Source organism: Chryseobacterium sp. T16E-39, assembly GCF_002216065.1.
GTDB lineage: Bacteria > Bacteroidota > Bacteroidia > Flavobacteriales > Weeksellaceae > Chryseobacterium.
Map to the genome: position 1 here is coordinate 3,648,243 of NZ_CP022282.1, position 24,484 is coordinate 3,672,726.

At 35.7% G+C, this 24,484-nt stretch carries 23 protein-coding genes; 12 read left to right on the forward strand and 11 right to left on the reverse strand.

The window, feature by feature from the left end:
* Positions 1 to 112 precede the first annotated feature (112 nt).
* Positions 113 to 454, forward strand: a complete 342-nt coding sequence (locus tag CEY12_RS16495; protein WP_089028733.1) for a hypothetical protein — start codon at positions 113 to 115, stop codon at positions 452 to 454.
* Between the two features lie 74 nt (positions 455 to 528).
* On the opposite strand, the gene CEY12_RS16500 is transcribed toward CEY12_RS16495, so the two are convergent.
* The 5 genes from CEY12_RS16500 to rmuC all read right to left on the reverse strand — a co-directional run bounded on the left by CEY12_RS16500 (position 529) and on the right by rmuC (position 4,992).
* On the reverse strand, positions 529 to 1,299 hold the full coding sequence (locus CEY12_RS16500) for a TrmH family RNA methyltransferase (protein WP_089028734.1): 771 nt from the start codon (positions 1,297 to 1,299) through the stop codon (positions 529 to 531).
* 43 nt (positions 1,300 to 1,342) lie between these two features.
* Entirely contained in the window at positions 1,343 to 2,110 is a 768-nt protein-coding gene (locus CEY12_RS16505; RefSeq protein WP_157676841.1) for a CPBP family intramembrane glutamic endopeptidase, read from the reverse strand.
* Between the two features lie 86 nt (positions 2,111 to 2,196).
* Positions 2,197 to 3,036, reverse strand: coding sequence for a LytR/AlgR family response regulator transcription factor (locus CEY12_RS16510; protein ID WP_089028736.1), 840 nt, complete (start codon positions 3,034 to 3,036; stop codon positions 2,197 to 2,199).
* Between the two features lie 25 nt (positions 3,037 to 3,061).
* The gene (locus CEY12_RS16515; RefSeq protein ID WP_089028737.1) at positions 3,062 to 3,484 is read right to left on the reverse strand and encodes a hypothetical protein; all 423 of its coding nucleotides are present in this window, start codon (positions 3,482 to 3,484) and stop codon (positions 3,062 to 3,064) included.
* Positions 3,485 to 3,489: 5 nt separating this feature from the next.
* Positions 3,490 to 4,992 (reverse strand): DNA recombination protein RmuC, encoded by a 1,503-nt coding sequence (gene rmuC / locus CEY12_RS16520; protein ID WP_410493860.1) that lies wholly within the window; start codon positions 4,990 to 4,992, stop codon positions 3,490 to 3,492.
* Positions 4,993 to 5,214: 222 nt separating this feature from the next.
* On the opposite strand from rmuC, the gene CEY12_RS16530 reads away from it, so the two are divergent.
* The 5 genes from CEY12_RS16530 (at position 5,215) to CEY12_RS16550 (ending at position 12,846) form a co-directional block, all read left to right on the forward strand.
* Positions 5,215 to 5,889 carry a response regulator transcription factor gene (locus CEY12_RS16530; RefSeq protein ID WP_089028740.1) on the forward strand — a complete coding sequence of 225 codons (675 nt, stop codon included), beginning with the start codon at positions 5,215 to 5,217 and terminating at the stop codon, positions 5,887 to 5,889.
* A 1-nt stretch (position 5,890) separates the two neighbouring features.
* Complete coding sequence (locus tag CEY12_RS16535; protein WP_089028741.1) at positions 5,891 to 7,249, forward strand: sensor histidine kinase; 1,359 nt, start codon at positions 5,891 to 5,893, stop codon at positions 7,247 to 7,249.
* 103 nt (positions 7,250 to 7,352) lie between these two features.
* Positions 7,353 to 8,627 carry a TolC family protein gene (locus CEY12_RS16540; protein WP_089028742.1) on the forward strand — a complete coding sequence of 425 codons (1,275 nt, stop codon included), beginning with the start codon at positions 7,353 to 7,355 and terminating at the stop codon, positions 8,625 to 8,627.
* 8 nt (positions 8,628 to 8,635) lie between these two features.
* Positions 8,636 to 9,748, forward strand: coding sequence for an efflux RND transporter periplasmic adaptor subunit (locus CEY12_RS16545; protein ID WP_228409714.1), 1,113 nt, complete (start codon positions 8,636 to 8,638; stop codon positions 9,746 to 9,748).
* Positions 9,748 to 12,846: an efflux RND transporter permease subunit gene (locus CEY12_RS16550; RefSeq protein WP_089028744.1), complete on the forward strand. Its 3,099-nt coding sequence runs from the start codon at positions 9,748 to 9,750 to the stop codon at positions 12,844 to 12,846. Before CEY12_RS16545 ends, CEY12_RS16550 begins: the two co-directional genes overlap by 1 nt.
* 119 nt (positions 12,847 to 12,965) lie before the next feature.
* Here CEY12_RS16550 and CEY12_RS22330 read toward each other — a convergent pair whose 3' ends face one another.
* The 6 genes from CEY12_RS22330 to CEY12_RS16580 all read right to left on the reverse strand — a co-directional run bounded on the left by CEY12_RS22330 (position 12,966) and on the right by CEY12_RS16580 (position 17,484).
* Entirely contained in the window at positions 12,966 to 13,202 is a 237-nt protein-coding gene (locus tag CEY12_RS22330) for a hypothetical protein (protein ID WP_157676842.1), read from the reverse strand.
* Between the two features lie 338 nt (positions 13,203 to 13,540).
* A complete protein-coding gene (locus tag CEY12_RS16560; RefSeq protein WP_185117047.1) occupies positions 13,541 to 14,515 on the reverse strand; it encodes a DUF6624 domain-containing protein in 975 nt (324 codons plus the stop codon).
* A 113-nt stretch (positions 14,516 to 14,628) separates the two neighbouring features.
* On the reverse strand, positions 14,629 to 15,225 hold the full coding sequence (locus CEY12_RS16565; RefSeq protein ID WP_089028746.1) for a hypothetical protein: 597 nt from the start codon (positions 15,223 to 15,225) through the stop codon (positions 14,629 to 14,631).
* Positions 15,226 to 15,227: 2 nt separating this feature from the next.
* Positions 15,228 to 15,701, reverse strand: coding sequence for a YciI family protein (locus tag CEY12_RS16570; RefSeq protein ID WP_228409715.1), 474 nt, complete (start codon positions 15,699 to 15,701; stop codon positions 15,228 to 15,230).
* Between the two features lie 33 nt (positions 15,702 to 15,734).
* On the reverse strand, positions 15,735 to 16,913 hold the full coding sequence (gene pncB / locus CEY12_RS16575) for a nicotinate phosphoribosyltransferase (RefSeq protein ID WP_089028748.1): 1,179 nt from the start codon (positions 16,911 to 16,913) through the stop codon (positions 15,735 to 15,737).
* A gap of 94 nt (positions 16,914 to 17,007) precedes the next feature.
* Positions 17,008 to 17,484 carry a Dps family protein gene (locus CEY12_RS16580; RefSeq protein WP_089028749.1) on the reverse strand — a complete coding sequence of 159 codons (477 nt, stop codon included), beginning with the start codon at positions 17,482 to 17,484 and terminating at the stop codon, positions 17,008 to 17,010.
* A 440-nt stretch (positions 17,485 to 17,924) separates the two neighbouring features.
* Here CEY12_RS16580 and rpsL point away from each other — a divergent pair, with 440 nt between their 5' ends.
* The 6 genes from rpsL (at position 17,925) to CEY12_RS16610 (ending at position 24,484) form a co-directional block, all read left to right on the forward strand.
* The gene (gene rpsL, locus CEY12_RS16585) at positions 17,925 to 18,338 is read left to right on the forward strand and encodes a 30S ribosomal protein S12 (RefSeq protein WP_002983146.1); all 414 of its coding nucleotides are present in this window, start codon (positions 17,925 to 17,927) and stop codon (positions 18,336 to 18,338) included.
* 23 nt (positions 18,339 to 18,361) lie between these two features.
* Positions 18,362 to 18,838, forward strand: coding sequence for a 30S ribosomal protein S7 (gene rpsG, locus CEY12_RS16590; RefSeq protein ID WP_089028750.1), 477 nt, complete (start codon positions 18,362 to 18,364; stop codon positions 18,836 to 18,838).
* Positions 18,839 to 18,844: 6 nt separating this feature from the next.
* Positions 18,845 to 20,962, forward strand: coding sequence for an elongation factor G (gene fusA, locus CEY12_RS16595; protein WP_089028751.1), 2,118 nt, complete (start codon positions 18,845 to 18,847; stop codon positions 20,960 to 20,962).
* Between the two features lie 16 nt (positions 20,963 to 20,978).
* Positions 20,979 to 21,284, forward strand: a complete 306-nt coding sequence (gene rpsJ / locus CEY12_RS16600; RefSeq protein WP_002661363.1) for a 30S ribosomal protein S10 — start codon at positions 20,979 to 20,981, stop codon at positions 21,282 to 21,284.
* A 157-nt stretch (positions 21,285 to 21,441) separates the two neighbouring features.
* Positions 21,442 to 22,266, forward strand: a complete 825-nt coding sequence (locus CEY12_RS16605) for a GLPGLI family protein (protein WP_089029905.1) — start codon at positions 21,442 to 21,444, stop codon at positions 22,264 to 22,266.
* Positions 22,267 to 22,477: 211 nt separating this feature from the next.
* Positions 22,478 to 24,484 carry a TonB-dependent receptor domain-containing protein gene (locus tag CEY12_RS16610; protein WP_228409716.1) on the forward strand — a complete coding sequence of 669 codons (2,007 nt, stop codon included), beginning with the start codon at positions 22,478 to 22,480 and terminating at the stop codon, positions 24,482 to 24,484.

Sequence of the window (24,484 nt, forward strand, 5' to 3'; positions counted from 1 at the left end):
CAATTATTTTTCATAGACAAATTTTCTATCTGCTATACCTTTGTCTTGTTCAAATAATAGAACGAAAGAAAATTTTATAAAACAATATTAACAAAATTAAATTTAATTTATTATGAAAAAGTCATTATTCGTAGCTGCTATCGCTGCAATCTCTCTAGTTGCTTGTAAAAAAACTGAAGCTACTTCTACTGAAGGTACTGCTGATTCTGCTGCTGTTGCTGCTACTGATTCTGCTGCTGTTGTAGCTGATTCTGCTGCTCAAGTTGTTGATTCTGCTGCTACTGCTACTGTAGATGCTGCTAAAGGTGCTGCTGCTGCAACTACTACTGCTGCTGCTGACGCTGCTAAAGGTGCTGCTGCTGGAGCTGCTGATGCTGCTAAAGGAGCTGCTGATGCTGCTAAAGATGCAACTAAAGAAGCTGCTAAAGAAGTTAAAGACGCTGCTAAAAAATAATTTTAGCCAGACTAAAATAAAAGAACCGTTTCGCTTAGCGAAACGGTTTTTTTATGCTTATACTTTTTTAGTGATTATTGTTTCTTTTGTCTTAAAGATTCATAGCAGGTAATAGCAACCGCATTACTGAGATTAAGGGAGTCGATACTTCCAACCATAGGAATTAATGTGTTTTTCCCTTTTCCGTTCCAGAAATCACTTAAGCCTGAATGTTCTGTTCCAAACAATATAGCCGATTTCTGAGATAAATCTCTTTTATAAAGGTCTTCAGCGCTCTCATCCATAATGGTGGTGTAAATACCAAATTGATTATTTTCAAGAAACTCAAGTGTTTCTTTATTCTCTGCTTGAAATACTTCCATTCCGAAAAGACATCCCACACTTGAACGTATAACATTTGGATTATAGAAATCAGCTTTTGTATCAGTGACAATCAATGCATCAATACCAAAGGCTTCACAACTTCTTAAAATAGCTCCTAGATTTCCTGGTTTTTCAATACCTTCAACGATAATGATTGTAGCATTTTCTTTTGGTTTAAATGAGGATAGTTCAAATTCCCTTGCTTTATAGATTCCTATAATACCTTCCGAACTTCCGCGGTACGCTATCTTTTCGTATACTTTATTGCTTACATAATGTATCTTCCCAGTAGAGGGAGCCTCTCCTTTAAAGATATTTTCACAAATAAAGAATTCTATCGGTTCAAAATCAAATTTTTGTGCCCGCTCATTTTCCTGTTGTCCTTCCACTACAAAAACCTTAGATTTTTTGCGAAATCTATTGTCGGTGAGAAGCTTGGTGATATTCTTTATTTTGTCGTTCTGAAAACTTTCTATTAGCATCCTGCAAAATTATGCAAAATTAATGATTGAAGTTCCTTAGTTTTTATAAAAGGTTTTTTCTGGTGATGCTGAATGGTTGCTTTTTGGTTCTTTTATAATACACAATCATAATTACGATCAGGATGAGAGAGAAGAGTTTATATAGGTTCCCAAATGTATTTCCCGAAACATTTTCCGAGACATTGAAAATTTCCCAATACAGATTCATAAAGAAATGTACAAACATGGCTATCCAGATATTGAACTCAAACTCGAAATAGATCCATGCGAAAAATACGGAACCAAGAAAAGTAATTGCAAATATTTCGATAAGTTCTGTTGGGTTTGGGCTTTGATATAAATGCACCTGAGCAAACAATAAAGATCCCAGTATTATGGATCCCAGGAAACCCAGTTTTGTGAATCTGAATAATATTCCTATAAGAAAGGCCCTGAATATAATCTCTTCAAAAAAAGCAGATGAAACCGTATTGATAAATAAAGATTCAAAGTTTAGCTTAGGGGTGATCTTGAAATGGATCAAATATCCTATAACCATAGGCAATGTTCCTATGAAAGCAAAAATAAAACCTTTTAGAATGGATTTGTCTAAAGAGAACAGATCTAACATATTGTTTTTAGGCAATAAAATTTTTAAAGTAATAATTAAGGGTATTAAAGTGATAGAGTAGGCAATGATGTGTGCCAAAGCCTTACTGTGGAAATGTTCTTTTGAGAAATTCTGGATGTTTTTAAAAAAGAACAAGTCAAAAAAATAGTAGATAAGAAATCCTAGAATAAAAATTGAAAAGAAACGGAAACTTTTGCTCATGATTTTTTTGTGCAAAAGTGTCATTTTAGATAAGTCTTGTCAAATTAGTGTGATGAATTACAAAGAAAAGTGACCAATAACAAGCTTTAGATTCCAGTTTGCTGTAATTTTGGGATAATTAACGAAATAAAAGTTCTGGAAACCGGAATTTCAAAATCAATTTCGGACAGAATTAATTTGTAGCCCTGAGCATTTCCTTTAAGATGCTCAACTTTTTTCAGGTTGACGATATATGAACGGTGACATTTTTTTATGGAATCAGTTTCAATTTGTTGAAGTAACTGAGATAAACTGGTCCGTAATAATAGTTTTTTTACTCCTTTATCTTCCAAAATATACAATGTACAGTAGTTTTCCATGGACTGTGCGCATAAAAAGTCCTGTTCGGCAATGGACAGCTTTGTGTTGGCAGTGGAAATATTTAAAAGCCGTTTTTGGGAATCAATTGAATGGCTGACTAATTGCTGTGAAATTTTTTCTGCCGTATTCTCATGGATTCTTTTTAAGTAAATATATCTTGATAAAATATAAATTGTTGAAATAGGCACTCCCAAAGCCAGTGAATAAAGAAGCATATAGAAATAGTTCCCAAAACTAAGCCTTACATGGCTTATAAATAATGAATTATAAAAATAGGAAAGTACAGAGCCTAGCACTAAAACAAGAATTACTTTCAACAGCTCCGAACTGATATACCACTCCTTAAAGTGAGTGGTTGAAAGATTTAAAACAAAAAAGGAAAATCCAAAAATAATAGAGTAGGGAAAGAGCAGAAGATACTTATAAGGATCCTGAAAATTTTCTGTTCCAAACGGTTGAAATATGACCAGAAACAGATATACTAAAAATCCGGCCCCAAATGAGGAAACCAGAATTTCTTTCAGGGATTCAGATTTTGGATATGGGTGTGATGCAAAAGAAAACATTTGAAGTGCCTTTACATGTTATTTTTTAGGAAATCCTTTCAGCCGGAGCTTTTTGCGAGGATCTTAAAATGATTACAGATCCAATAAGTAAAGACAAAAAGCTCGTGATCCAAAGATAATAACCGGGACCATAGGAGACTATTGGAGATTTGGTGCCTGCCTCATTGACGGTTATCGTCTCCGCGGAAAGATAATAAAGCGACATGCAGATTGCAAAGAAACTGAAAACAATTGAAATTTTCACCTGTTTAATCAACAGAAAAAATCCGGCAATAAAAAATAAAGGATTAGCCAACCATGCAGTTCCATCTCCCGTAAGGTCTGCCCAACCTAACATAAAACAAGCCAGGCCATACATTTCACTGTTTTGGGTATATACTGCCGGGAAGGCAAGAGCAACACTGAAAAGGATAATACTTATGATAAGAATCGTATATCGCTTTTTCATAATATTTAATTTTCGGGTTCTATAATAGTACTGGTGTCTATAAGACTTTGCGGAAGTTCTTTTTTGTTTTTGATCCCGAGAGATTTCAGCTTCTGAGTCTGGTTGATCAGGTTGTCATTTCCTGTTGATAGCTGCTTGTAAGCATCATTGAAGACATTTTTTGCCTGATCCAGATTCTTACCTACTTTTTCGAGGTTATCTACAAAACCTACAAATTTATCATATAATCTGGCACCGCGATCCGCAATTTCCATAGAGTTTCTATTCTGGTATTCGCGTTTCCACAGATCAGCGATTAATTTCAGAGAAGTAATTAGATTACTTGGGTTTAAAAGAAGGATTCTCTTATCATATGCAAAATTCCAAAGATTCTGATCTGCCTGCATCGCAGCAATATAAGCCGGTTCACTTGGGATAAACATCATGACGAAATCCAAAGATTTGCCATAGTCGTCATATGCTTTCTGACTGAGTTGGCTAATGTGGTTTTTTACCGAAGATAAATGCTGATTCAGTTTTATCGTATAAATTTCGGGATCAGTTTCGTCTACCAATTCAGTAAAGGCCGTTAAAGAAACTTTGGAGTCTACGATCACATTTCTTTCATCAGGATATTTGACAACAGCATCGGGACGCATCTTTTTTCCGGAAAATTCTGAAAATAGTGCTTTGTTATCTTCATCACGAAGCTCATGTTCGAGAAAATATTCCCGTCCTTTTACCAATCCTGATTTTTCAAGAATACTTTCCAGGATCATCTCTCCCCAATTCCCCTGAGTTTTACTTTCCCCTTTTAAGGCGCGGGTCAGTTTTTTAGCATCTTCAGAGATTTGCTGATTTAATTCTGCAAGCTCTTTTACCTTTTCAGCTAAAGAGAAGCGTTCTTTGTTTTCTTTCTCATAAGCTTCGTTAACTCTATTTTTTAAATCTGTAATTTTTTCCTGGAAAGGTTCAAGGATGGTTTTAAGATTATTTTGATTGAGTGTTGTAAATTTTTCAGCTTTTTCCTCCAGAATTTTATTGGCTAAATTTTCAAATTGATTTTTTGAATCTTCCTGTATCTTAACGATTTCTTCTTTTTGGGTCTCGAGAGATTTTTGTAAGCTCTCATTCACTGCTGAAAGTTCAGAATTTCGGGCGAAGATATTTTGTTTTTCGTTTAAAAGACTTTCAATTTGAGAAGTCTGTTTAATGCTGATTTGTTTCTGTTCATTGAACTGATTGGTTATTGCTGAATGTTCCGCAGAAATTTTAGCATATTCATTTTTTAGATCGTTCAGCAGATCAGACTGATGCTGATTGAACTCTTTTTCCTCATTGACAACTTTTTGTAGGTCTATGATTTTTTGATTGGCGTTCTCCACATCGGAGTTCTTTCTTATATATAAGCTGTTGATTTCATCATAAGAAGTTCTTGAAACCATTGATGATTTCAAGATAAAATATAAAATAATAGCACCCAGAATACCACCTGCTATAAAACCTATGATTAAATATGTCATCTCCATTTTTCAAAATTATGAAAAAAGGCTGGAAGCTGGAAGAGGGATATCGGAAGTTCCCTCTCAAAGGGATAAAAACCAGATGTACTCTCACCATTTGTTTCAATTTTTTTTAAAATGTAAAAAGTCGCATGTAAGTGTTTCACGGAGTTTAATTCCTTCTCTCCTTCTTCTTCCGGCTTTATCTCTTAATAAGAATACTTATATTTATAGGAAATTTCGGAGCACATGAACATTTTGTTAGTAGAAGATGATGAACGAATCAGTAAGTTTCTTATAAAAGGTCTTGGTGAAGCCGGGTATCAAATGGTTTTGGCAGAATCTGGTGAAAAGGCACGGGAACTTATTAATACGTATGATTTTGATATTATTTTAATGGATATTATGCTGCCCGGATTGGATGGAATGCAACTGACACAAATTATAAGATTCAAGAAAAACTATACTCCCATATTGGTTATTAGTGCTTTAAATAGTCCGGATGACAAAATAAAAATGCTCGATCTCGGGGCTGATGATTATTTATCGAAACCGTTCCACTTTGAAGAGCTGATCTCAAGAATTAAAGCTTTAACAAGAAGAAATAAACTAAGTTATCAGGAAGAATCCCAAATACTCAGCTGTGGTAGTCTTACCATAGATACCAATCTCCATAAAGTGATCCAGAATAATAAAGACATAGATCTTTCACCTACAGAATACAAACTTTTGGTCTTTCTGTTAGAGAATAAAAATAAAGTGTTGAGCAGGACACAGATCCTAAATAATGTCTGGGGGATTAATTTTGATAATACAACAAATGTTGTGGATGTATACATTTCTTATGTCCGAAATAAAATTGATGAAACAGAACAGAAAATTATTCATACCATCAAGGGGACAGGGTATCTGATTAAAGATTAATATGACTTTAAGAAACAGGTTTACACTTATTTCAAGCCTTTCGTTTGGCATTGTCACCATCATAACTTTTGCTGTGGTGTTTTTTGCCTATTATGACAGTACAAAGATCTCTTATTTTGAAAGACTGAGGAATACAGCGCTTATTTCCGCAATTTATTATCTGGAAAAAGATGAATTGCCAAAAAGCAGACATGCTCAGATAAAGACAGAATACAATCATTTGATAGAAAATAAGAAGGTAGCGGTATACAATACATACAATGAAGTTACTTTTGGCCAGAATCTTAATGATAAAAATATTAAGGCACTTCATCTGAAAATGGCCAGAAATAATAAGATGGTGCAGTTTATGTCCGGGAATAATTTCTATTATGGAATTTTTTATCCCGACAATCAAGGAGATTTTGTGGTTTTCGTTAAATCTCCCAATGACTCCTTTAAAGCACAGATGCTAAGACTCTCTATTATCATGCTTTCTGTGTTAGTACTCGGATTGCTGACGATCTATTTTCTCAGCAGGTATCTTTCAAAAATTGTTTATAAGCCTCTTTCCAATGTCGTAGATCGGATTAATAATGTAGACTATACGACGATTTCAAATGCTATTACTTCAACAAATACCCATGACGAAATTGAGGAGTTAATCAAGTCTTATAATAAACTGTTTGGAAGAATCTCTGAAAGTATTTTGCTGCAACAGAATTTCATAAATTATGTTTCTCATGAATTTAAGACACCTCTGGCGGCGATTTCGGGGAATCTGGAAGTGTTTGCTCAAAAAGACCGGACTCCGGAAGAGTATCAGAAAGTGGTTAAAGAGTCCCTGGAAAATGTATATGAAATTGAAAATATTCTGAATAATCTCTTACTGATGTCCGGACTTACGAAACTTGAAAGATCTCATCAGCAAGTAAGAGTCGATGAGCTGATCTGGAAGATCTATGAAAAATTGAATGTTAAAGCTCAGGAAAATAATATTTCAATTAAAATCAATCTTGAAGTTAATGCATCGGATCTGTTAGAATTTCCCGGTAATGAAACTTTATTATACCTGGCATTATATAATATTGTAGAAAATGCCATTAAATATTCTTACAATAGTCCCATTGAAATTACCCTTTTGGAGAAAGACTGTCAATTATTGATCGAGGTAAAAGATCATGGTAAAGGTATTTCCGGAGAAGACCTTGGAAAGATTACTGAAACTTTCTATCGCGGTAAAAATGTAGATCATGTAAAAGGAAGTGGGATCGGGCTTTCATTGTCTAAAAGTATTTTTGATCATCATCACATTCAAATGAAAATTACATCAGCTATTGATTCAGGAACCAGTGTCCTGCTTGTATTTCCAGCTAAATAAACCGTTCTAATCGAATTCTAATTTTAGGCTAATCTAATCTTAACGTTATTTGAAATTGGCTTTAATGTTTACAAAATAGCTTTGTGGTCTTAAACCAGAGACCTTGAAGAAGATTATTTTTACATTATTTTATATTCACTTTTTCGGATTCTTTTCTGCTCAGATTGTTGATACATTACAAATTGGAAGAAAAGAAGCAGAAGCATTATTCCTTACCAACAATCTTGATATAATTGCCCAGAAATTAGAAATTTCCCAGGCAGAGGCCCGTGTGGTTCAGGCAAAGTTTTGGCCTAATCCCAAATTAAGCATCAGTGAAGTCAATTTATGGCGGACATATGATATTGAGCAGCAGCCTGCGTTAATTGGAAATTGGGGGAAGAATACTCAGTTTTCCGCTGAAATAGAACAGGTAATTCAGACTGCAGGAAAAAGAAGGAAGAATATTGAACTTCAGAAAATTGAAGTAGAAGGTGAAAGGTACGAACTGCAGGAAGTATTGCGTGAACTTAAAAAGTTATTGCGCAATACACTCACTGAGATGATATACAATCAGGAACAACAAAAACTGTATCAAAATCAGATATCTTCCATTGAGAAACTTACCAAATCTTATCAGAACCAATTAAATCTTGGCAATATCAGCAAATCCGAATATGTTCGTTTGAAAGCCCAGGAAATAGAGTTTAAAAAGAAATTAATTTCATTGCAACAGGATATTCTTGAGCAGCAGGTTGAACTGAAAGCGTTGTTGATTCTTCCGGCTAAATCTTATCTTATTATTAAGGACCCGTTAGTAATGCCGGAAAGACAGCTTTCAGAACTGGAGTTGCCGAAATGGATGGATATGGCCAAGGAAAATCGCCCTGATATTTTAATCACTAAAAATAAAGAGAAATATGCGCAGAAAAATCTGGAGCTGCAGAATGCATTAAAAACTCCGGACCTGGCATTTTCTGTGGGATATGACCGTGGAGGTAATATAATGAAAGACTTTGTTGGAGTGGGGGTGTCATTTGACTTACCCATCTTCGATAGGAATAAAGGGAATATCCAGGAAGCTAAACTCGAAATTTCTAAATCCAACTTTGAAACCCGCAAAAATATTCTAAAATCAGAAAATGAGATTGTTTCCGTATTTCAGAATTACATAAGAACGCAACAGATTTCTCAGGAGCTTGATGGCTCCTATGAAACGACCCTGGATGGGCTATTGACCAGTCATGAAAAGAATTTCAGATTGAGAAATATCAGCATGTTAGAATATATGGACTTTCTGGATACTTATATAGGAAACAAAATGATCATCCTGGATACGAAAAAAGAACTTAATCAATATTATGAAAACCTGCAGTATGTTGTAGGACAAGATTTATAAATATGAAAATGAATACTACAAAATATATAGCAGCAATTTATCTCTCAGCACTTTTTGCATTCACTGGTTGCTCTGAAAAAAAGGACAATCAAGATACTGAGCCCCAAAAGTATTGTATTAGTAAAGAATTAAAAAAAGATTTAAAGCTTGCCAAGGTGGAAATGCGCTCTGTAGAAGAGAGTATTACGCTAACGGGGGAAGTGGAAAGTAATTCTGATAAAACCGTTCCTTTTGTAAGCTTAGTGGATGGGGTAGTTACAGATACTTATTTTTCTTTGGGTGATTATGTGAAAAAAGGGCAGGTGCTGGCAAGTATAAAAAGTGTTTCATTGAATGAAATGCAGGATGATACACAGACTTTGCAGGCGCAACTGGCCGTAGCAAAAAGAAAGCTGTCATCTGTTGAAGCAATGTATAAAGATGATATTGCATCTCAGAAAGATTTGCAGGAAGCAAAATCTGAAGTACAGATCATACAGTCCAATATCGCCAAGACCAGGAAAAATATGCAGCTGTATTCTGCGGGCAGTAATAATTTGCAGGTCAAGGCTCCGGCAGACGGTTATGTGATCGCTAAGAATATTTCGACAGGAATGCCTGTTACTGCTGGGGGAGAACAGCTTTTTACCATTTCCAATCTCGATAAGGTTTGGGTAATGGCTAATGTGTATGCTACGAATATGCGACATGTATACGTTAATCAGCCGGTTGTTGTAAAAACTCTGGCATACCCTGATGATAGCTTTTCAGGTAAAATTAATGTGATATCCCAGGTCTTCAATGAGAATGAGAGGGTTTTGAAAGCTAAGATTATCATGGACAATAATAATATGAAACTCAGACCCGGCATGTCTGCAGATATTGTTCTTCCGATCAATTCGCAAAATAAAACAGCATTGGCAATTCCTGCTAAAGCTTTAATATTTGATAACAACCAAAGCTATGTAGTAGTTTATAAAAAAGACTGCGCCCTTGAGGTAAGAGCGGTTACTGAAGTGGCATCAAACAGTCAGTATATTTATGTGGAAGGAGACCTGAAGCAAGGAGAAAATGTGGTTGCATCCAATGGATTGCTTATCTACGAAAACATGAAAAACCAATCCAATAATTCTACCAAGTAATGCGAAAATTTGTACAGAGTATCGTTTCTTTCTCATTGAAAAACTCACTGATCGTTCTTTTAGGAACGGTTCTTTTGCTGGCGGGCGGGATTTATTCTTATATGCATACCCCAATTGAGGCTTTTCCGGATGTTACCAATACAAGGGTGAGGGTAATTACCCAATGGCCGGGAAGAAGTGCAGAAGAAATAGAAAAATTTGTCACCTTACCCATTTCCAAGGAGATGAATACCATCCCGAATAAAACTTCGGTCAGGTCTATTTCCCTGTTTGGGTTATCTGTAGTGACTATTATTTTTGATGATCATGTAGACGATTTTTATGCCCAGCAATACGCGTCGAACAGATTGGGAAACGTTAAACTTCCGGATGGAGCAGATTACAGTATAGAACCTCCGTCGGGAGCAACGGGCGAGATTTACCGGTATATCATTAAAAGTAAGCTGCCAATTAAAGAAATTACTTCAATCCAGGATTGGGTAATTGAACGAGAACTTTTAGCTGTTCCCGGAGTTGCAGATGTGGTGAGCTTTGGTGGAGAAGAAAAGACCTATGAAATAAAGATTAATCCTACCGAACTGCACAATTATGATCTTTCTCCACTGGATGTCTATGAAGCGGTATCCAAAAGTAATATTAATGTGGGTGGAGATGTGGTTTCGAAAGGTGATCAGGCTTATGTAGTCCGGGGTATTGGCCTTTTAGAAAGCAAAGATGATATTGAAAATATTCAGATTGAAGTGAAAGGTTCCACGCCGATCTTGGTAAAACACGTTGCTGAGGTAAAAGTTTCTGCCAAACCGAGACTGGGACAAGTGGGTTATAATAAAGAGGATGATGTTGTAGAAGGAATTGTCATTATGCTCCGTGGGCAAAATCCAAGCGAAGTTATAGGGAAATTAAAAGATAGAATTGCAGAACTGAACGGAGGTGAATTGCCCGGTGATGTGAAGATCGTTCCCATCATCGACCGTACTGAATTGGTAAATACAACGGTTCATACAGTATCTAAAAATTTAGTTGAAGGGGTCATACTCGTTTCCATCATTGTATTCATCTTTTTATACAACTGGCGTACGACCTTTATTGTGGCCTCTGTTATTCCTTTAGCTTTTCTCTTTGCTATAATCATGCTGAGGATTCAGGGGTTGCCCGCGAATCTTATTTCAATGGGGGCGCTTGACTTTGGATTGCTTTTGGAAGGAACCCTGGTCATTGTAGAACATGTTTTTGTGGCCCTGGAGCAAAAAGCTAATAAAGTGGGATTAAGACGTTTCAATAAAATGTCTAAACTGGGAATTATCAAAAAAAGTGCAGGAAGTGTAGCGAGTTATATATTCTTTGCCCTTTTAATTCTGATTGTTGCTTTAATGCCTATTTTCTCTTTCCAGAAAGTAGAGGGAAAAATGTTTTCACCACTGGCGTTTACTTTAGGATATGCTTTATTAGGTTCTTTGATTTTAAGCTTAACCTATGTTCCTGCCATGTGTAAACTTTTACTCACCAAGAATATAGAAGAAAAAGAGAATTTTATTTCCAGATTTTTTAGAGTAAACATTTATAAGCTTTATGAAGTAAGTGCGACTTACAGAAAGGGCTTTATTATTGGGTTCGGTATTCTTTTAGCTATTTGCGGATGGAAGTTTTCCAATTATGGATCAGAGTTTTTACCTAAACTTAATGAAGGTGCAATTTACGTTCGGGCAACACTTCCCAACAGTGTCAACCTTGATGAATCTGTAAGGCTTACTAAGGAGATGAAACAGATTTTAATCCAATACGATGAGGTGGAATTTGTGATGACGCAAACCGGTCGTCCCAATGACGGAACAGATCCAACCGGATTTTTTAATATTGAATTTAATATTCAGCTGAAACCGGAAGATCAATGGAAGAAAAAAATATCCAAAGAAGAGCTTCTTGAAGAAATGAGGATTTCACTGGAAAAATATCCCGGAATCAACTTTGGTTTCAGTCAGCCTATTCAGGATAATGTGGAAGAATATGTGGCTGGGGTAAAAGCTCCATTGGTCATCAAGATTTTTGGGGACGATCTTTTTCAGCTTGAAAACTACGCCAATCAGGTAGCGAAATCTATTAAAACGGTCCCCGGGATCTCCGATGTGAATGTTTTTAAAAATATAGGCTTACCGGAACTAAGAATACAGCTTCATGATTCTAAAATGGCAAAATATAGGGTTTCTACCGCTGATGCGCAGGCTGTTATTGAAATGACAATTGGAGGGCAGGCCGCAACAAAGTTTTATGAAGAAGAAAGAATGTTTGATGTGATGTTGAGGTTTGAAAAACAATATCGTGATAATCCGGAAAAAATCGGGAATATTCTGATTCCTACCCAGGATAATAAAAAAGTACCCTTGAAAGAAATTGCGACGATCGACTATCATACGGGACCGTCATTTATTTACCGCGAAGGGAACAGCAGATATATTGGGGTTGGATTTAATATTGAAGGCCGTGATTTAGGAAGCACGATTAAAGATGCTAAAGAAAAGGTAGAAAAAGAAGTACATATTCCGAAAAAACATAAAATGACCTGGGCCGGAGAGTTTGAAAGTAAAGAAAGAGCTGCCAAGCAATTGGCAATGGTTGTTCCGGTTTCACTGGTGCTTATCCTGATGCTGCTGTATTTTAACTTTGGAAATATAAAGGATACCCTAATCTCATCAGTAACATTGGCATTTGCTTTCATTGGTGGATTTTTATCACTTTGGTTTACAGGAACTATTTTTGGTATTTCGGCGGGTATTGGCTTTATCATTCTTTTTGGTGTCGCAACCATTGACGGAATTGTATTGATTGGAGTCATGAAAGAGAATCTGCAGAATAAAATGTCTTTAAAAGAAGCAATTGCAGAGGGAGTTAAAAGTAGGATCCGACCTGTAGTAATGATTGCCCTGATGGGTTCCATGGGACTTTTTCCGGCAGCCATATCCAATGGAATGGGCTCTGAAATTCAAAAACCTTTAGCTATTATGATCGTTGGCGGATTGATTATATGTATGGTATTATCTTTTACGGTGTTGCCGATTATATTCTATTATGCCTATCGGAAAAAATACAGAGCAACACTATAATTCTTTCAATTTTATAGGTTTTGTTTTTGTTTGCCGGAATGTGAGGATTCCGGCAATTTTTGTACATAGGAAAATAAAAAAGTGAGCCGGAAAGCTCACTTTATTTATTGTTGGTCAGATTATGGAGTGAGGATAATCGGATCCGGGAAAGGCTCAAGAACCAACGGTTTGCACATTGCTGCCGGTTCGCATCTATTTCCCATACACACAAAGTTAGTCATCGTGGTGGTGCCATCAGGACATCTGATCAGCGCTTCACCAGGACATCCTCCTGGACATGGTGCAGGATACAAAGTCCCTCCAAATACATCTTTCAATTCTGTTCTTGACAGTTTGGATAAGTTCATTTTTTTCATGGTTTAATTTTTTTAGTAATTAATTTGAGTCGTAACCTTCTTATAATTAAATAAGTATGTGTAAAACTATGAGACTAAAATAGTAAATTATTCCATGCAATTTGAATTAATCCAATGTAAATGTCAAAATCCCCTCTTTGTCATTCAGAACAAAGCGCAGCGGAGTATGGAATCTCAGCATCTATAAATAGTTTGGATTCTTTCAGAATGACAAGGCCGGTGAAAAACAAAAGGACGTGAATTCATATCTATACGAGAGTATTGTATAATAATTGTCCCTTTTATCATTCAGAACGAAGCGCAGCGAAGAATCAGAACACCTTAATTCATTGAGGCTTTTATTTACGTTTTGACTTTTCCTCAAGTTTTGGGAGGTCTTTTTTATATTGTTCAACATCCCATGTAATCTGCCAGTTCTTTATGTATTCTGCCAATGGCGGAAGTCCTGCTTCTGCTCGTCTTTTGTCCACGTGATCGGGATCTTCTAAAGGAGATACAAAATAGACTTTTGTTTCGGGATCACGGCCAATTTGACTTCCATAAATTTGTCTTTTACCTTGTCGTAAAGCGACCCTATCTTCCAAAAGAGCCAGACTGCTGCTTTTAGCCTTACCATTTTTTACAGCTTCTCTCATCATTGGTAGATATTTCTCCTGAGTGGCCAGATCCGCATGTTGTATGACAAGAAATATGGTAGTACTTCCCTGACTGCCTACAACATCAGGACCCAGCCACCCATATTGATCAAGAATAGCTTTTACTTCTATTAAATTCAAAGAATCTTTTTGGGCGATAATCTTCCAGTGATCATTTAATTCTTTTGAAACACTGCCATATTTTTTTTCGATGCCCTCAATTTGTTGTCTGTACTTTTGATCTTCATCATAAATGTTTGTCAGACGGGCTACCAAAGGCTTATTAAGATTTGCTTCGGCTTTGTCTTTGTTTTGTTTAACTTGTTCAATGAGTGGTTTCCATCGGGCATCAGCATGTAGAGTGTTTAAATCTGTATCCTTGTTTATGTGGTCGTAATTTGTAAATTGTGGAGCAATCCTGCTAAGTTGAGAAAAAGCACTGTCCGGAACCGCAGCCATTGCCCATGAACATGCTGCATTATACCGGTCATTTAAGGAAGCTTTCCATCCATTAGATTTAAATGCTTCTGAATAGTGTTTAGCAGAGCCCTTGAAATCCTTGTTATTGTAAAGAGATTCAGCAGTCTTTACTTTATCGGTATATTCTTTTGGAACTGCTTGTCCGAATAGCAATTTTGTTGATATTAAAAAAATCAAAACGAATAGTGCTCTTTTCATGGTTGTTATTTGAATGTTTGGTGGTTGAAAGACAAGATAAAATACGAATTGTTTTTGTCTTATTTTTTCTTAAAATTATCTCGTATTTATAAAAGTAAATTTATGTTTTCTTATTATGAATAATAAATAAAAACGGCAAAATAGATACAGTTCAGCACAGTTGCAATAAATGATCCTATAAACACTGCCAGATTATCCCGTGTTTTTCCTGTGATTAATCTTATGATCCAATAATTAATAATATAGAGGGGGATAAGTAAGGCAAAAGCAAAAACTGATAAAAAGATAAATTGATAAAGAATAGTAAAAATGAGGATTGAACTGATAATTGAAGCAATAAAGGCCCCAATAAGACTGTTAGTCCACGTTTTAGAATCCAATTTTAAATTTTCAACATTCACATGGATCTGCTCATACTTTCTTTTTACAATAAGCTGTACACTTTCAGGGTTTAGCATGTCAGACTTTACTATGGATAAACATTCATTCATAGATAAGTTATTCATATAATGGTGATGGGTTTCCCTTATAACCCTGTTAACCTCATTGAGAAAAAGAGTATTATTGTCAATTTTAGCCTGAAACTTTTCAAGAGAACCTCTTTTGAGAATTTCTTCTAAAATTTCTTCACTTGGTTTTCCCTGATAGTCAATTTGATTTTTGTATGATTCAATGAGATCATTTTCTGAGAACTTGGTATAAAAGCCCATTTTTATGGATTCTCTTTGGTGATTTCTTCATGATGCTTTAAATATAGAGGCAAGGCCGCGGAACCATACCAGGGAAATATTTCATAACTGAAAATTCCAGCATTTACTGCAGGATCTGTTTTCACCCATTGCTCGGCCTCCTCTTTTGATTTTGTATTGAAAATAAACATGCCACGATAGTCTTCTTTATTCTTTTCTAAAAAAGGACCGGCTACTATAATTTTTCCTTCGTCGGCTAACTTTCCAATATTAGCCATATGTCCCTTCATCAATTCACTTTTTTTAGCTTTATCTTCAATCTTTGCGGAGCCGGAGGTCAGCATTACAATCGTGTAAGCTTTCATACCATATTGATCAGCTCCAAGAGAAGTTGCCAATTCCTGGTTAAACTTTACTTTTTCTTTTTTCTTTTCCTGTGCGAAGGATAATATTCCTACCAGAAGGCTGAGAGATAAATAAATTTTTAGTTTCATCATAATGATCTATTTATTTAATTATGGGTCTAGTATCTAATCTTTTATTCTTAGGAATTCTTTTGCCAGCTCAATCATTTTAGGATCGCCTGTATATTTCCCATGTTCATCGGATAATTTTACCGTCGGGATCCATTCCTTGTTTGGAGCCTGTACTCCAATTAATTTCATAACGATATTCATTGGTTTTAATCCCACATCATTGGTTAGATTTGTTCCGATTCCAAATGAGACGCCGATTTTTCCCTTGCAGTATTTAGTGATCTCTTCTACTTTTTCAAGGTTTAAAGCATCGGAGAAGATAATATATTTAAATAACGGATTAATTCCATTGTTTTTATAGTGAGCAATTGTTTTATCCGTAAACTCCAATGCATCACCACTGTCATGGCGGACTCCATCAAAAAGCTTTGCGAATTTTTTGTCAAACTGCTGGAAAAATACATCAGTGGTATAAGTGTCGGAAAGAGCAACTCCAAGATCTCCCCTGTATACATCTACCCAGTGTTCTAAAGCTAATTCATTAGCCATTTTGAAACCATATTCAGCTCCATGGAACATAAACCATTCATGAGCGTGGGTTCCTATAGGCTTTACGCCAAACTTCATCGCGAAATGAACATTTGAACTTCCTGCAAAAGTAGAATCTTTCTTTTGAGTTAATGCCTCCATAACCAGATTTTGTACCTTATAAGAATGTCTTCTTCGGGTACCAAATTCTGCGAAGGTAACTCCAAGTTTGTTTAGCGAATCGGCTTTTTCGATTGTTTTGTTCATGACAACCTCATTAGAATCCCTTTCCATGTGATTCATTTCATAGTGTAACTCACTGATCAGAGCCAGCAATGGAACCTCCCAAAGGATGGTTCTGTACCACAATCCTTCGACTGTGACAGAGAGTTCACTTCCATTTTGAACAATTTTTACTTCAGATGGATCATAATGATATCCTTCAAGAAAGTCTAAATAGGGTAGGTCTATGTATGGGCAAGTTCTTGCCATGAATTTTTTCTCATCTTTAGTAAGTTTGAGCTCAGCCATTTTGTTAACAGCTTCTCTTAAAGCAACATCAAAACCTTCTGGGAAAAGATGTTGTCCTCTATTAATGAATTCATATTTTACAATTGAGCTTGGAAATAATTTTACCACTGCATTTTGCATGGTTATCTTGTAGAAATCATTATCTAGAATAGAATTCAATCGTACCTCGTGCATATTGTGTAATTTTAACGCAAATTTAATAATTAAAAATAAAAATCGTCTAAATGTAAGACGATTTTTTTAAAATATATCGATGATCTTTGTTCGATTATTTACCCAGATAAGAGTTGTACATCCAAACTTCTTTTTCCTGTTCGGTAATATAGTCGCTCATTTGAGAATTGGTTCCTTCATCCCCTGCTTTATCAGTGATATCTAAAAGCTCCCGCTGTAAATCCAGGACAACTTTAAAAGAACTTAGAATAATCTCTACACTCTTTGTACCGTCACTCACTTCTTTACTTTCTTTTATCGTAGAAACTTTTAAATAATCTGAATAATTATGTGCCGGTGTTGCTCCAAGAGTTAAAATTCTTTCTGCAATTTCATCAATCTTTAATACAAGACTGTTGTAGAGTTCCTCAAATTTTGGATGTAATGTAAAAAACTGATCCCCTTTAATATTCCAGTGGGAACCTCGTGTGTTTTGATAGAATACTGAATAATTAGCTAAAAGAACATTTAGCTTTTCTGAAATGTTTTTACAATCGGCTTCTTTCAGGCCGATAATGCTTGCATTTTTCATACGTTTATTTTTTATGGTAGATATGCAGTAAATATTGTGCCGAAGTACCGGGTAAGTGATTGATGATACTTATCTCTTGTATTCTTAAAATTGATGATAAAATAATGGAACTTAAAAATTTTGTTTTTGTGTCTTTTGATATTCTGTTATTTGACATTTACTGCTATTTATTTATATAGTATATAGTAATGTATACCGTTAAAAAGTAAACACCGTCTATAGGAGATGAGGTTTCTTTATATGGTGCGGATCAAACTTTATAGGTAGAGTTAAAATCAAATTTCTGCAGTTTTGGTTTGTTTAAAAACCATGGGGTGAAAATCCTCGATTAATCGTAAGTGTCTGTTATTTAATTTTTAATAAAAATAATTATTTGCATATAGCCGCTTGTCAATTAAAAAAATATTACTATTTTTGCAGCTTAAAATAAAAAGCAATAAATGCCTACTATTCAACAATTAGTAAGAAAAGGAAGAGCCACGCTTGCCAAGAAGAGCAAATCGGCTGCCCTTGATTCTTGTCCACAAAGACGAGGTGTATGTACGAGAGTATATACTACCACTCCTAAGAAACCTAACTCTGCACTTAGAAAAGTTGCAAGGGTAAGACTTTCAAACGGTAAAGAAGTCAACGCCTACATCCCGGGCGAAGGACATAATCTTCAAGAGCACTCGATAGTATTGGTAAGAGGCGGAAGGGTGAAAGACCTACCGGGAGTACGTTACCACATCGTAAGAGGTGCATTAGACACCGCTGGTGTTAATGGAAGAACACAGAGAAGATCTAAGTACGGAGCTAAGAGACCTAAACCAGGTCAGGCAGCTGCTGCACCAGCAAAAGGAAAGAAAAAATAATCATTAAATAAGGTACAGAAACAATGAGAAAGACAAAAGCGAAAAAAAGACCGTTGTTACCAGATCCGAAGTTTAATGATCAATTGGTAACTAGATTCGTAAACAACTTAATGCTTGACGGTAAGAAGTCAATTGCATTCAAAATTTTCTATGATGCTTTAGAGATCGTAGAAACTAAAAAAGGAGAAACTGAGAAAACTTCCCTTGAAATCTGGAAAGATGCATTAACTAACGTAATGCCTCACGTAGAAGTACGTTCTAGAAGAGTAGGTGGAGCTAACTTCCAGATCCCTATGCCAATCAGAGCTGATAGAAAAATTTCTATGGCAATGAAATGGTTAATCAAATATTCAAAAGCTAGAAATGATAAGTCAATGGCTTTGAAATTAGCTAACGAAGTTGTAGCTGCTTCAAGAGAAGAAGGTGCTGCTTACAAGAAAAAGAGTGATACTCACAAAATGGCGGAAGCTAACAAAGCTTTCTCACACTTTAAATTCTAATTAGAAATGAGTAGAGATCTTAAATTTACAAGAAATATTGGTATTGCCGCTCACATTGATGCTGGTAAAACTACTACTACAGAAAGAATTTTATTCTATACAGGGGTAAACCATAAAATTGGAGAGGTTCACGATGGAGCTTCTACAATGGACTGGATGGAGCAGGAAGCAGAAAGAGGTATTACGATTACTTCTGCAGCTACTACTTGTAACTGGAACTTCCCAACTGATCAAGGAAAAGCTTTACCTGAAACTAAACCTTATCACTTCAACATCATCGATACACCGGGACACGTTGACTTCACTGTAGAAGTAAACAGATCTTTAAGAGTATTGGATGGATTGGTATTCTTATTCTCTGCAGTAGATGGAGTAGAGCCTCAGTCTGAAACAAACTGGAGACTTGCTGACAACTACAAAGTAGCAAGAATGGGATTCGTAAACAAAATGGACAGACAAGGTGCTGACTTCCTTAACGTGGTAAACCAGGTTAAGACTATGTTAGGATCTAATGCAGTTCCAATCGTTTTACCAATCGGTGCTGAAGAAGATTTCAAAGGTGTTGTAGACTTAATTAAAAACAGAGCTATCATCTGGGATGAAGCAGGACAAGGAGCTACTTTCGAGGTAGTGCCAATTCCTGAAGACATGAAGGCTGAAGTTCTTGAATATAGAGAGAAATTAGTAGAAGCTGTTGCTGACTACGATGAGACTTTGATGGAGAAATTCTTCGAAGATCCAGATTCAATCTCTGAAGAAGAAATCAACGAAGCTCTTAGAAAAGCTACTATTGATTTATCTATTATCCCAATGACTTGTGGTTCTTCATTCAAAAATAAAGGAGTACAGTTTATGTTGGATGCAGTATGTAAATACTTGCCTTCTCCATTAGATAAAGATGATATCAAAGGTACTGACCCTAGAACTGACGCTGAAATCGTAAGAAAACCAGACGTAAACGAGCCTTTCTCGGCTTTAGCATTTAAGATTGCTACTGACCCATTCGTGGGAAGATTAGCTTTCTTCAGAGCATACTCTGGAAGATTAGATGCAGGTTCTTATATCTTGAACACTCGTTCAGGAGATAAAGAAAGAATCTCTAGAATCTATCAGATGCACGCTAACAAGCAAAATCCTGTAGAGTATATTGAAGCAGGAGATATTGGTGCTGCGGTAGGATTCAAATCTATCAAAACTGGTGATACAATGTGTGACGAGAAAAACCCAATCGTTCTTGAATCGATGGTTTTCCCTGATCCGGTAATTGGTATCGCTGTTGAGCCTAAAACTAAAGCTGACCAGGATAAAATGGGTAACGCATTAGCTAAATTGGCTGAAGAAGATCCAACGTTTACAGTAAGAACTGACGAAGCTTCTGGACAAACGATTATCTCTGGTATGGGTGAGCTTCACTTGGATATCATTGTAGATCGTATGAGAAGAGAATTCAAAGTTGAAGTAAACCAAGGACAACCTCAGGTAGAGTACAAAGAAAACTTAACAAAAGTTGCGAGCCACAGAGAAGTTTACAAAAAACAATCTGGTGGTAAAGGTAAATTTGCTGATATTGTATTTGAACTAGGACCTGCAGACGAAGGTAAAATTGGTTTAGAATTCATCAATGAGATCAAAGGTGGTAACGTTCCTAGAGAATTTGTTCCTGCAATTGAAAAAGGCTTTAAAGCTGCAATGAAGAACGGTCCTTTGGCTGGTTTCGAAGTTGAAGGTATTAAAGTTACTCTTAAAGACGGATCTTTCCACGCGGTGGATTCTGATGCTCTTTCTTTCGAATTAGCTGCTAAATTAGGATTTAAAGAAGCGGGACGTGCTGCTAAGCCAGTAATCATGGAGCCTATTATGAAATTGGAAGTTGTAACTCCAGAAGAATATATGGGTAACATTATTGGTGACCTTAACAAAAGAAGAGGTACGATCAGTGGTCAGGAAGAAAAGAACGGTGCTGTTGTAATCAAGGGTTCAGTTCCACTTTCTGAGATGTTTGGATATGTAACAACTCTAAGAACACTTTCATCAGGAAGAGCTACTTCTTCTATGGAATTAGAGAAATACGCACAAACTCCACAAAACGTTGCTGAAGAAATCATTGCTAAAGCAAAAGGTTAATTTTTAAATTAAAGAAATGTCACAAAGAATCAGAATAAAACTAAAATCTTACGATTATAACTTGGTAGACAAGTCTGCTGAGAAAATCGTAAAAACGGTAAAGGCTACTGGTGCTGTTGTAAACGGTCCAATTCCATTGCCAACTAATAAGAGAATCTTCACTGTATTGAGATCTCCACACGTTAATAAAAAGGCTAGAGAACAGTTCCAACTTTCTGCTCACAAGAGATTGATGGATATCTATTCTTCTTCTTCTAAAACGGTGGATGCTCTAATGAAATTGGAGTTACCAAGCGGTGTAGATGTTGAAATCAAAGTGTGATAATTAGCATACTTCGCATTAATTATATAATCCGTCCCTGTAAAGGGGCGGATTTTTTTTGTGTTAAAATAGACTATATTATACATATTAATATTTAAAAGTTACTATTTGGTATTGCATAGTTCTATATAATATGTATATTTGTGAAAAAATTACTATGAAAAGATTCTTTTTAATACTGCTGTTTGTCGGATTGGCTGTTCAGGCACAGACGCATCGCTTTATTTATGAGCTACAGTACAGGAGTGATTCGACAAATAATCATCTGGACAAGATTAACCTTGTATTGGATGTTAATCCCAATGATGTTAAATTTTATGAATATGATTACCTTAAAGCAGATTCTATTAATCGTGTCAATGGCAACTATGAATATGTTTATGGGGGAAGATTTGAATCTATTAAAAGACAGAGAAACTCTTTTAAGAACCAAAATTATGAGTTGATCGGAGAAGATATGTATAGCTATCCTACAGAAGATAAAATGATATGGGACCTAAGCAATGAAACTAAGAAAGTAGGTGGGTATACCCTGCAGAAAGCAACAACTCACTTTGGGGGTAGGTTTTGGACAGCGTGGTTTACCAAAGACATCAATATGTCTGAAGGACCCTATAAATTTTATGGATTACCTGGTATGATTTTTCAGTTGCAAGATTCAAAATCTAACTTCATATTCACATTGATTAAGAGTAAAAACCTTAAAGAAACATATGATACGGTTGGATTTATTGAAACGTTTTATGGACGGAAGCCACTGGAGATTTCTGAGAAAGTAAGACAACGGAAGAGACTGGAAATGTACAATGATCCCCTTATCGAAATGAGAAAGAATTTTAAAGAAAACTCAGGAGGCGAAATGAATGTAATGGGTACTAAAATTACTCATATTGAACAATTTAAAGATCTTACGGTAAAGGTACAGGAGTATCTAAGAAAAAGTAATAATCCAATTGATCTTGATAAAGCAATAAAATATTAATGCCACTAAGAAAATGAGCATTTGAAAGAAGTAACTGATCAGTTACTTCTTTTTTTTGGTTTAATGGATATAATGGGTTATGGTTATTAGTATTTCCGGTAATTGTGTGGTTATATTAAAACTTTATAAATGACAATTCTTCCCAATGAGATATATCACCTGGTGTTATTTATTTAGAATCATTAAAAATAATATTTTGCAAAAAATGATTATGAAGAAAATAATATCTATCTCTTTAGTCATACTAGGGATTGGTTTTTCCGACGCCCAGAAGGTAAAAGACTCATTAAAGAATGGAAGTATTGATGAAGTGGTGATAACAGGATCCGGATATGCACAGAAAATTAAGGATACACCAGCTACTATTTCTGTAATTACTCAAGCAGATCTTAAAAAAAGAGCCTATCGGGATATTACCGATGCATTGCAGGATGTTCCAGGGGTCTTTATTACAGGAGGGGGAAGTACCAGTGATTTCTCAATAAGGGGAGCTGAATCCGGGCAAACGCTTGTGCTGATTGATGGAAAGAGGATTAATACGAGAGAAACAAGACCAAACTCTGATGGTCCCGGAATTGAACAAGGCTGGATGCCTCCATTAGAAACTATTGAGAGAATAGAAGTCGTAAAAGGCCCGATGTCGTCTTTATATGGTTCAGATGCAATGGGAGGTGTAATCAATATTATTACTAAGAAACTTACAGATAGCTGGAAAGGTTCGATAGCGACCAGTCTGATACAGCAAGTTCACAAAGAATCGGGTAATACTTATCAAATAGATGGATATGCAGCAGGATCTTTAATCAAAAATCTTCTTCAATTGAAATTTACCGGAAGTTATTCGGATAGGAATGAAGATAAGTTCATTGGTGGATTTACAGAACGTATTATTAAAGCTTTTGGAACAGAACTTAGTCTTACTCCTGATACGAAAAATACCTTTAAGTTAAATTATGATTTTAATCGTCAGGAAAGAAATCAGAATGCCGGGTATTCATTAGCTGCTAATGCAAAAAGTTCCAGTAATAATTATGAAAGAAATGTGCTTGCGTTAAGTCATAAAGGAGATTATTCTAACTTTCACACCAATTCTTATTTGCAATATGACAATACCAACAATCCAAACAGGAATATGAGGTATGAAACTTTTGTAGCGTATAGTCTTAATAATTTTAATATCAAAAAACATGTGATCAGCTTTGGAGCTGAATACAGATATGAAAGACTGAATGATTTAGGAAATACTTTTAAATCCGGGAGTGATATGGTCAGTCAATTGACCCGTTGGAACTGGTCGGCATTTGCTGAAGGAAACTGGAAACTTCTGGAAAAATTGAACGTAGTTACCGGTGCCCGGTTGGATAATGATCAGAATTACGGTTCTAACTTTACACCGAGAGGTTACCTGGTATGGAGTATTAATAATAATTTTACAGCAAAAGGGGGTGCTTCCTGGGGGTATAAGGCACCGGGACTGAGAGCGGTAAATCCAGCTTGGGGACAAGTAACAGGCGGAGGCTCACAGGATGGTGTGATTATCGGAAATAAAGACCTGCAGCCAGAGAAAAGTTTTAATCAGGAAATAACTGTAATGTTTGAGGATAATAAAAAAATCATCAATCTAAGTGTAACCGGTTTCAATACGGACTTCAAAAACAAGTTGGTAGAAGTAAGGAAATGTAACAATACAGCAGAGTGTGCACAGTTCGAAAGCTTATATAATCACGTTTATGATTTTATTTCAACAAGAGAAAATTTAGGTAAAGCTAAAAGTATCGGTATGGAAGCTAATCTTGGAATTAATGTTACAAAAGATCTAACATTAAAAACCAATTACACCTATACGGATACCAAAATTAAATCCAATGAAGTTCCTCTTCTTTACAATAAAGCATATGCAAGAATACCAAAGCATATGGTTAACGCTAATTTGGCCTGGAAAGCAAACTATAGCTTTGAATTTTGGTCAAGGATGAACTATAGAAGTGAAAGTCAGCCGGGAGTATCAAGGGGAAGAGCACAGGAATTTCCGATTCCTGCTTACTTTTTATTAGACCTGGGAGCAGTATACCGACTGAATAAAAATGTTCGTTTTACATTCGGGGTGTATAATCTATTGGATAAAAATATCCGTAATGACAATACTGATCCAGCTAATAACTTCGGTTTCAGAATTGACGGGATCAGATATCAATTTGGAGCAAATTACTTTTTCTAA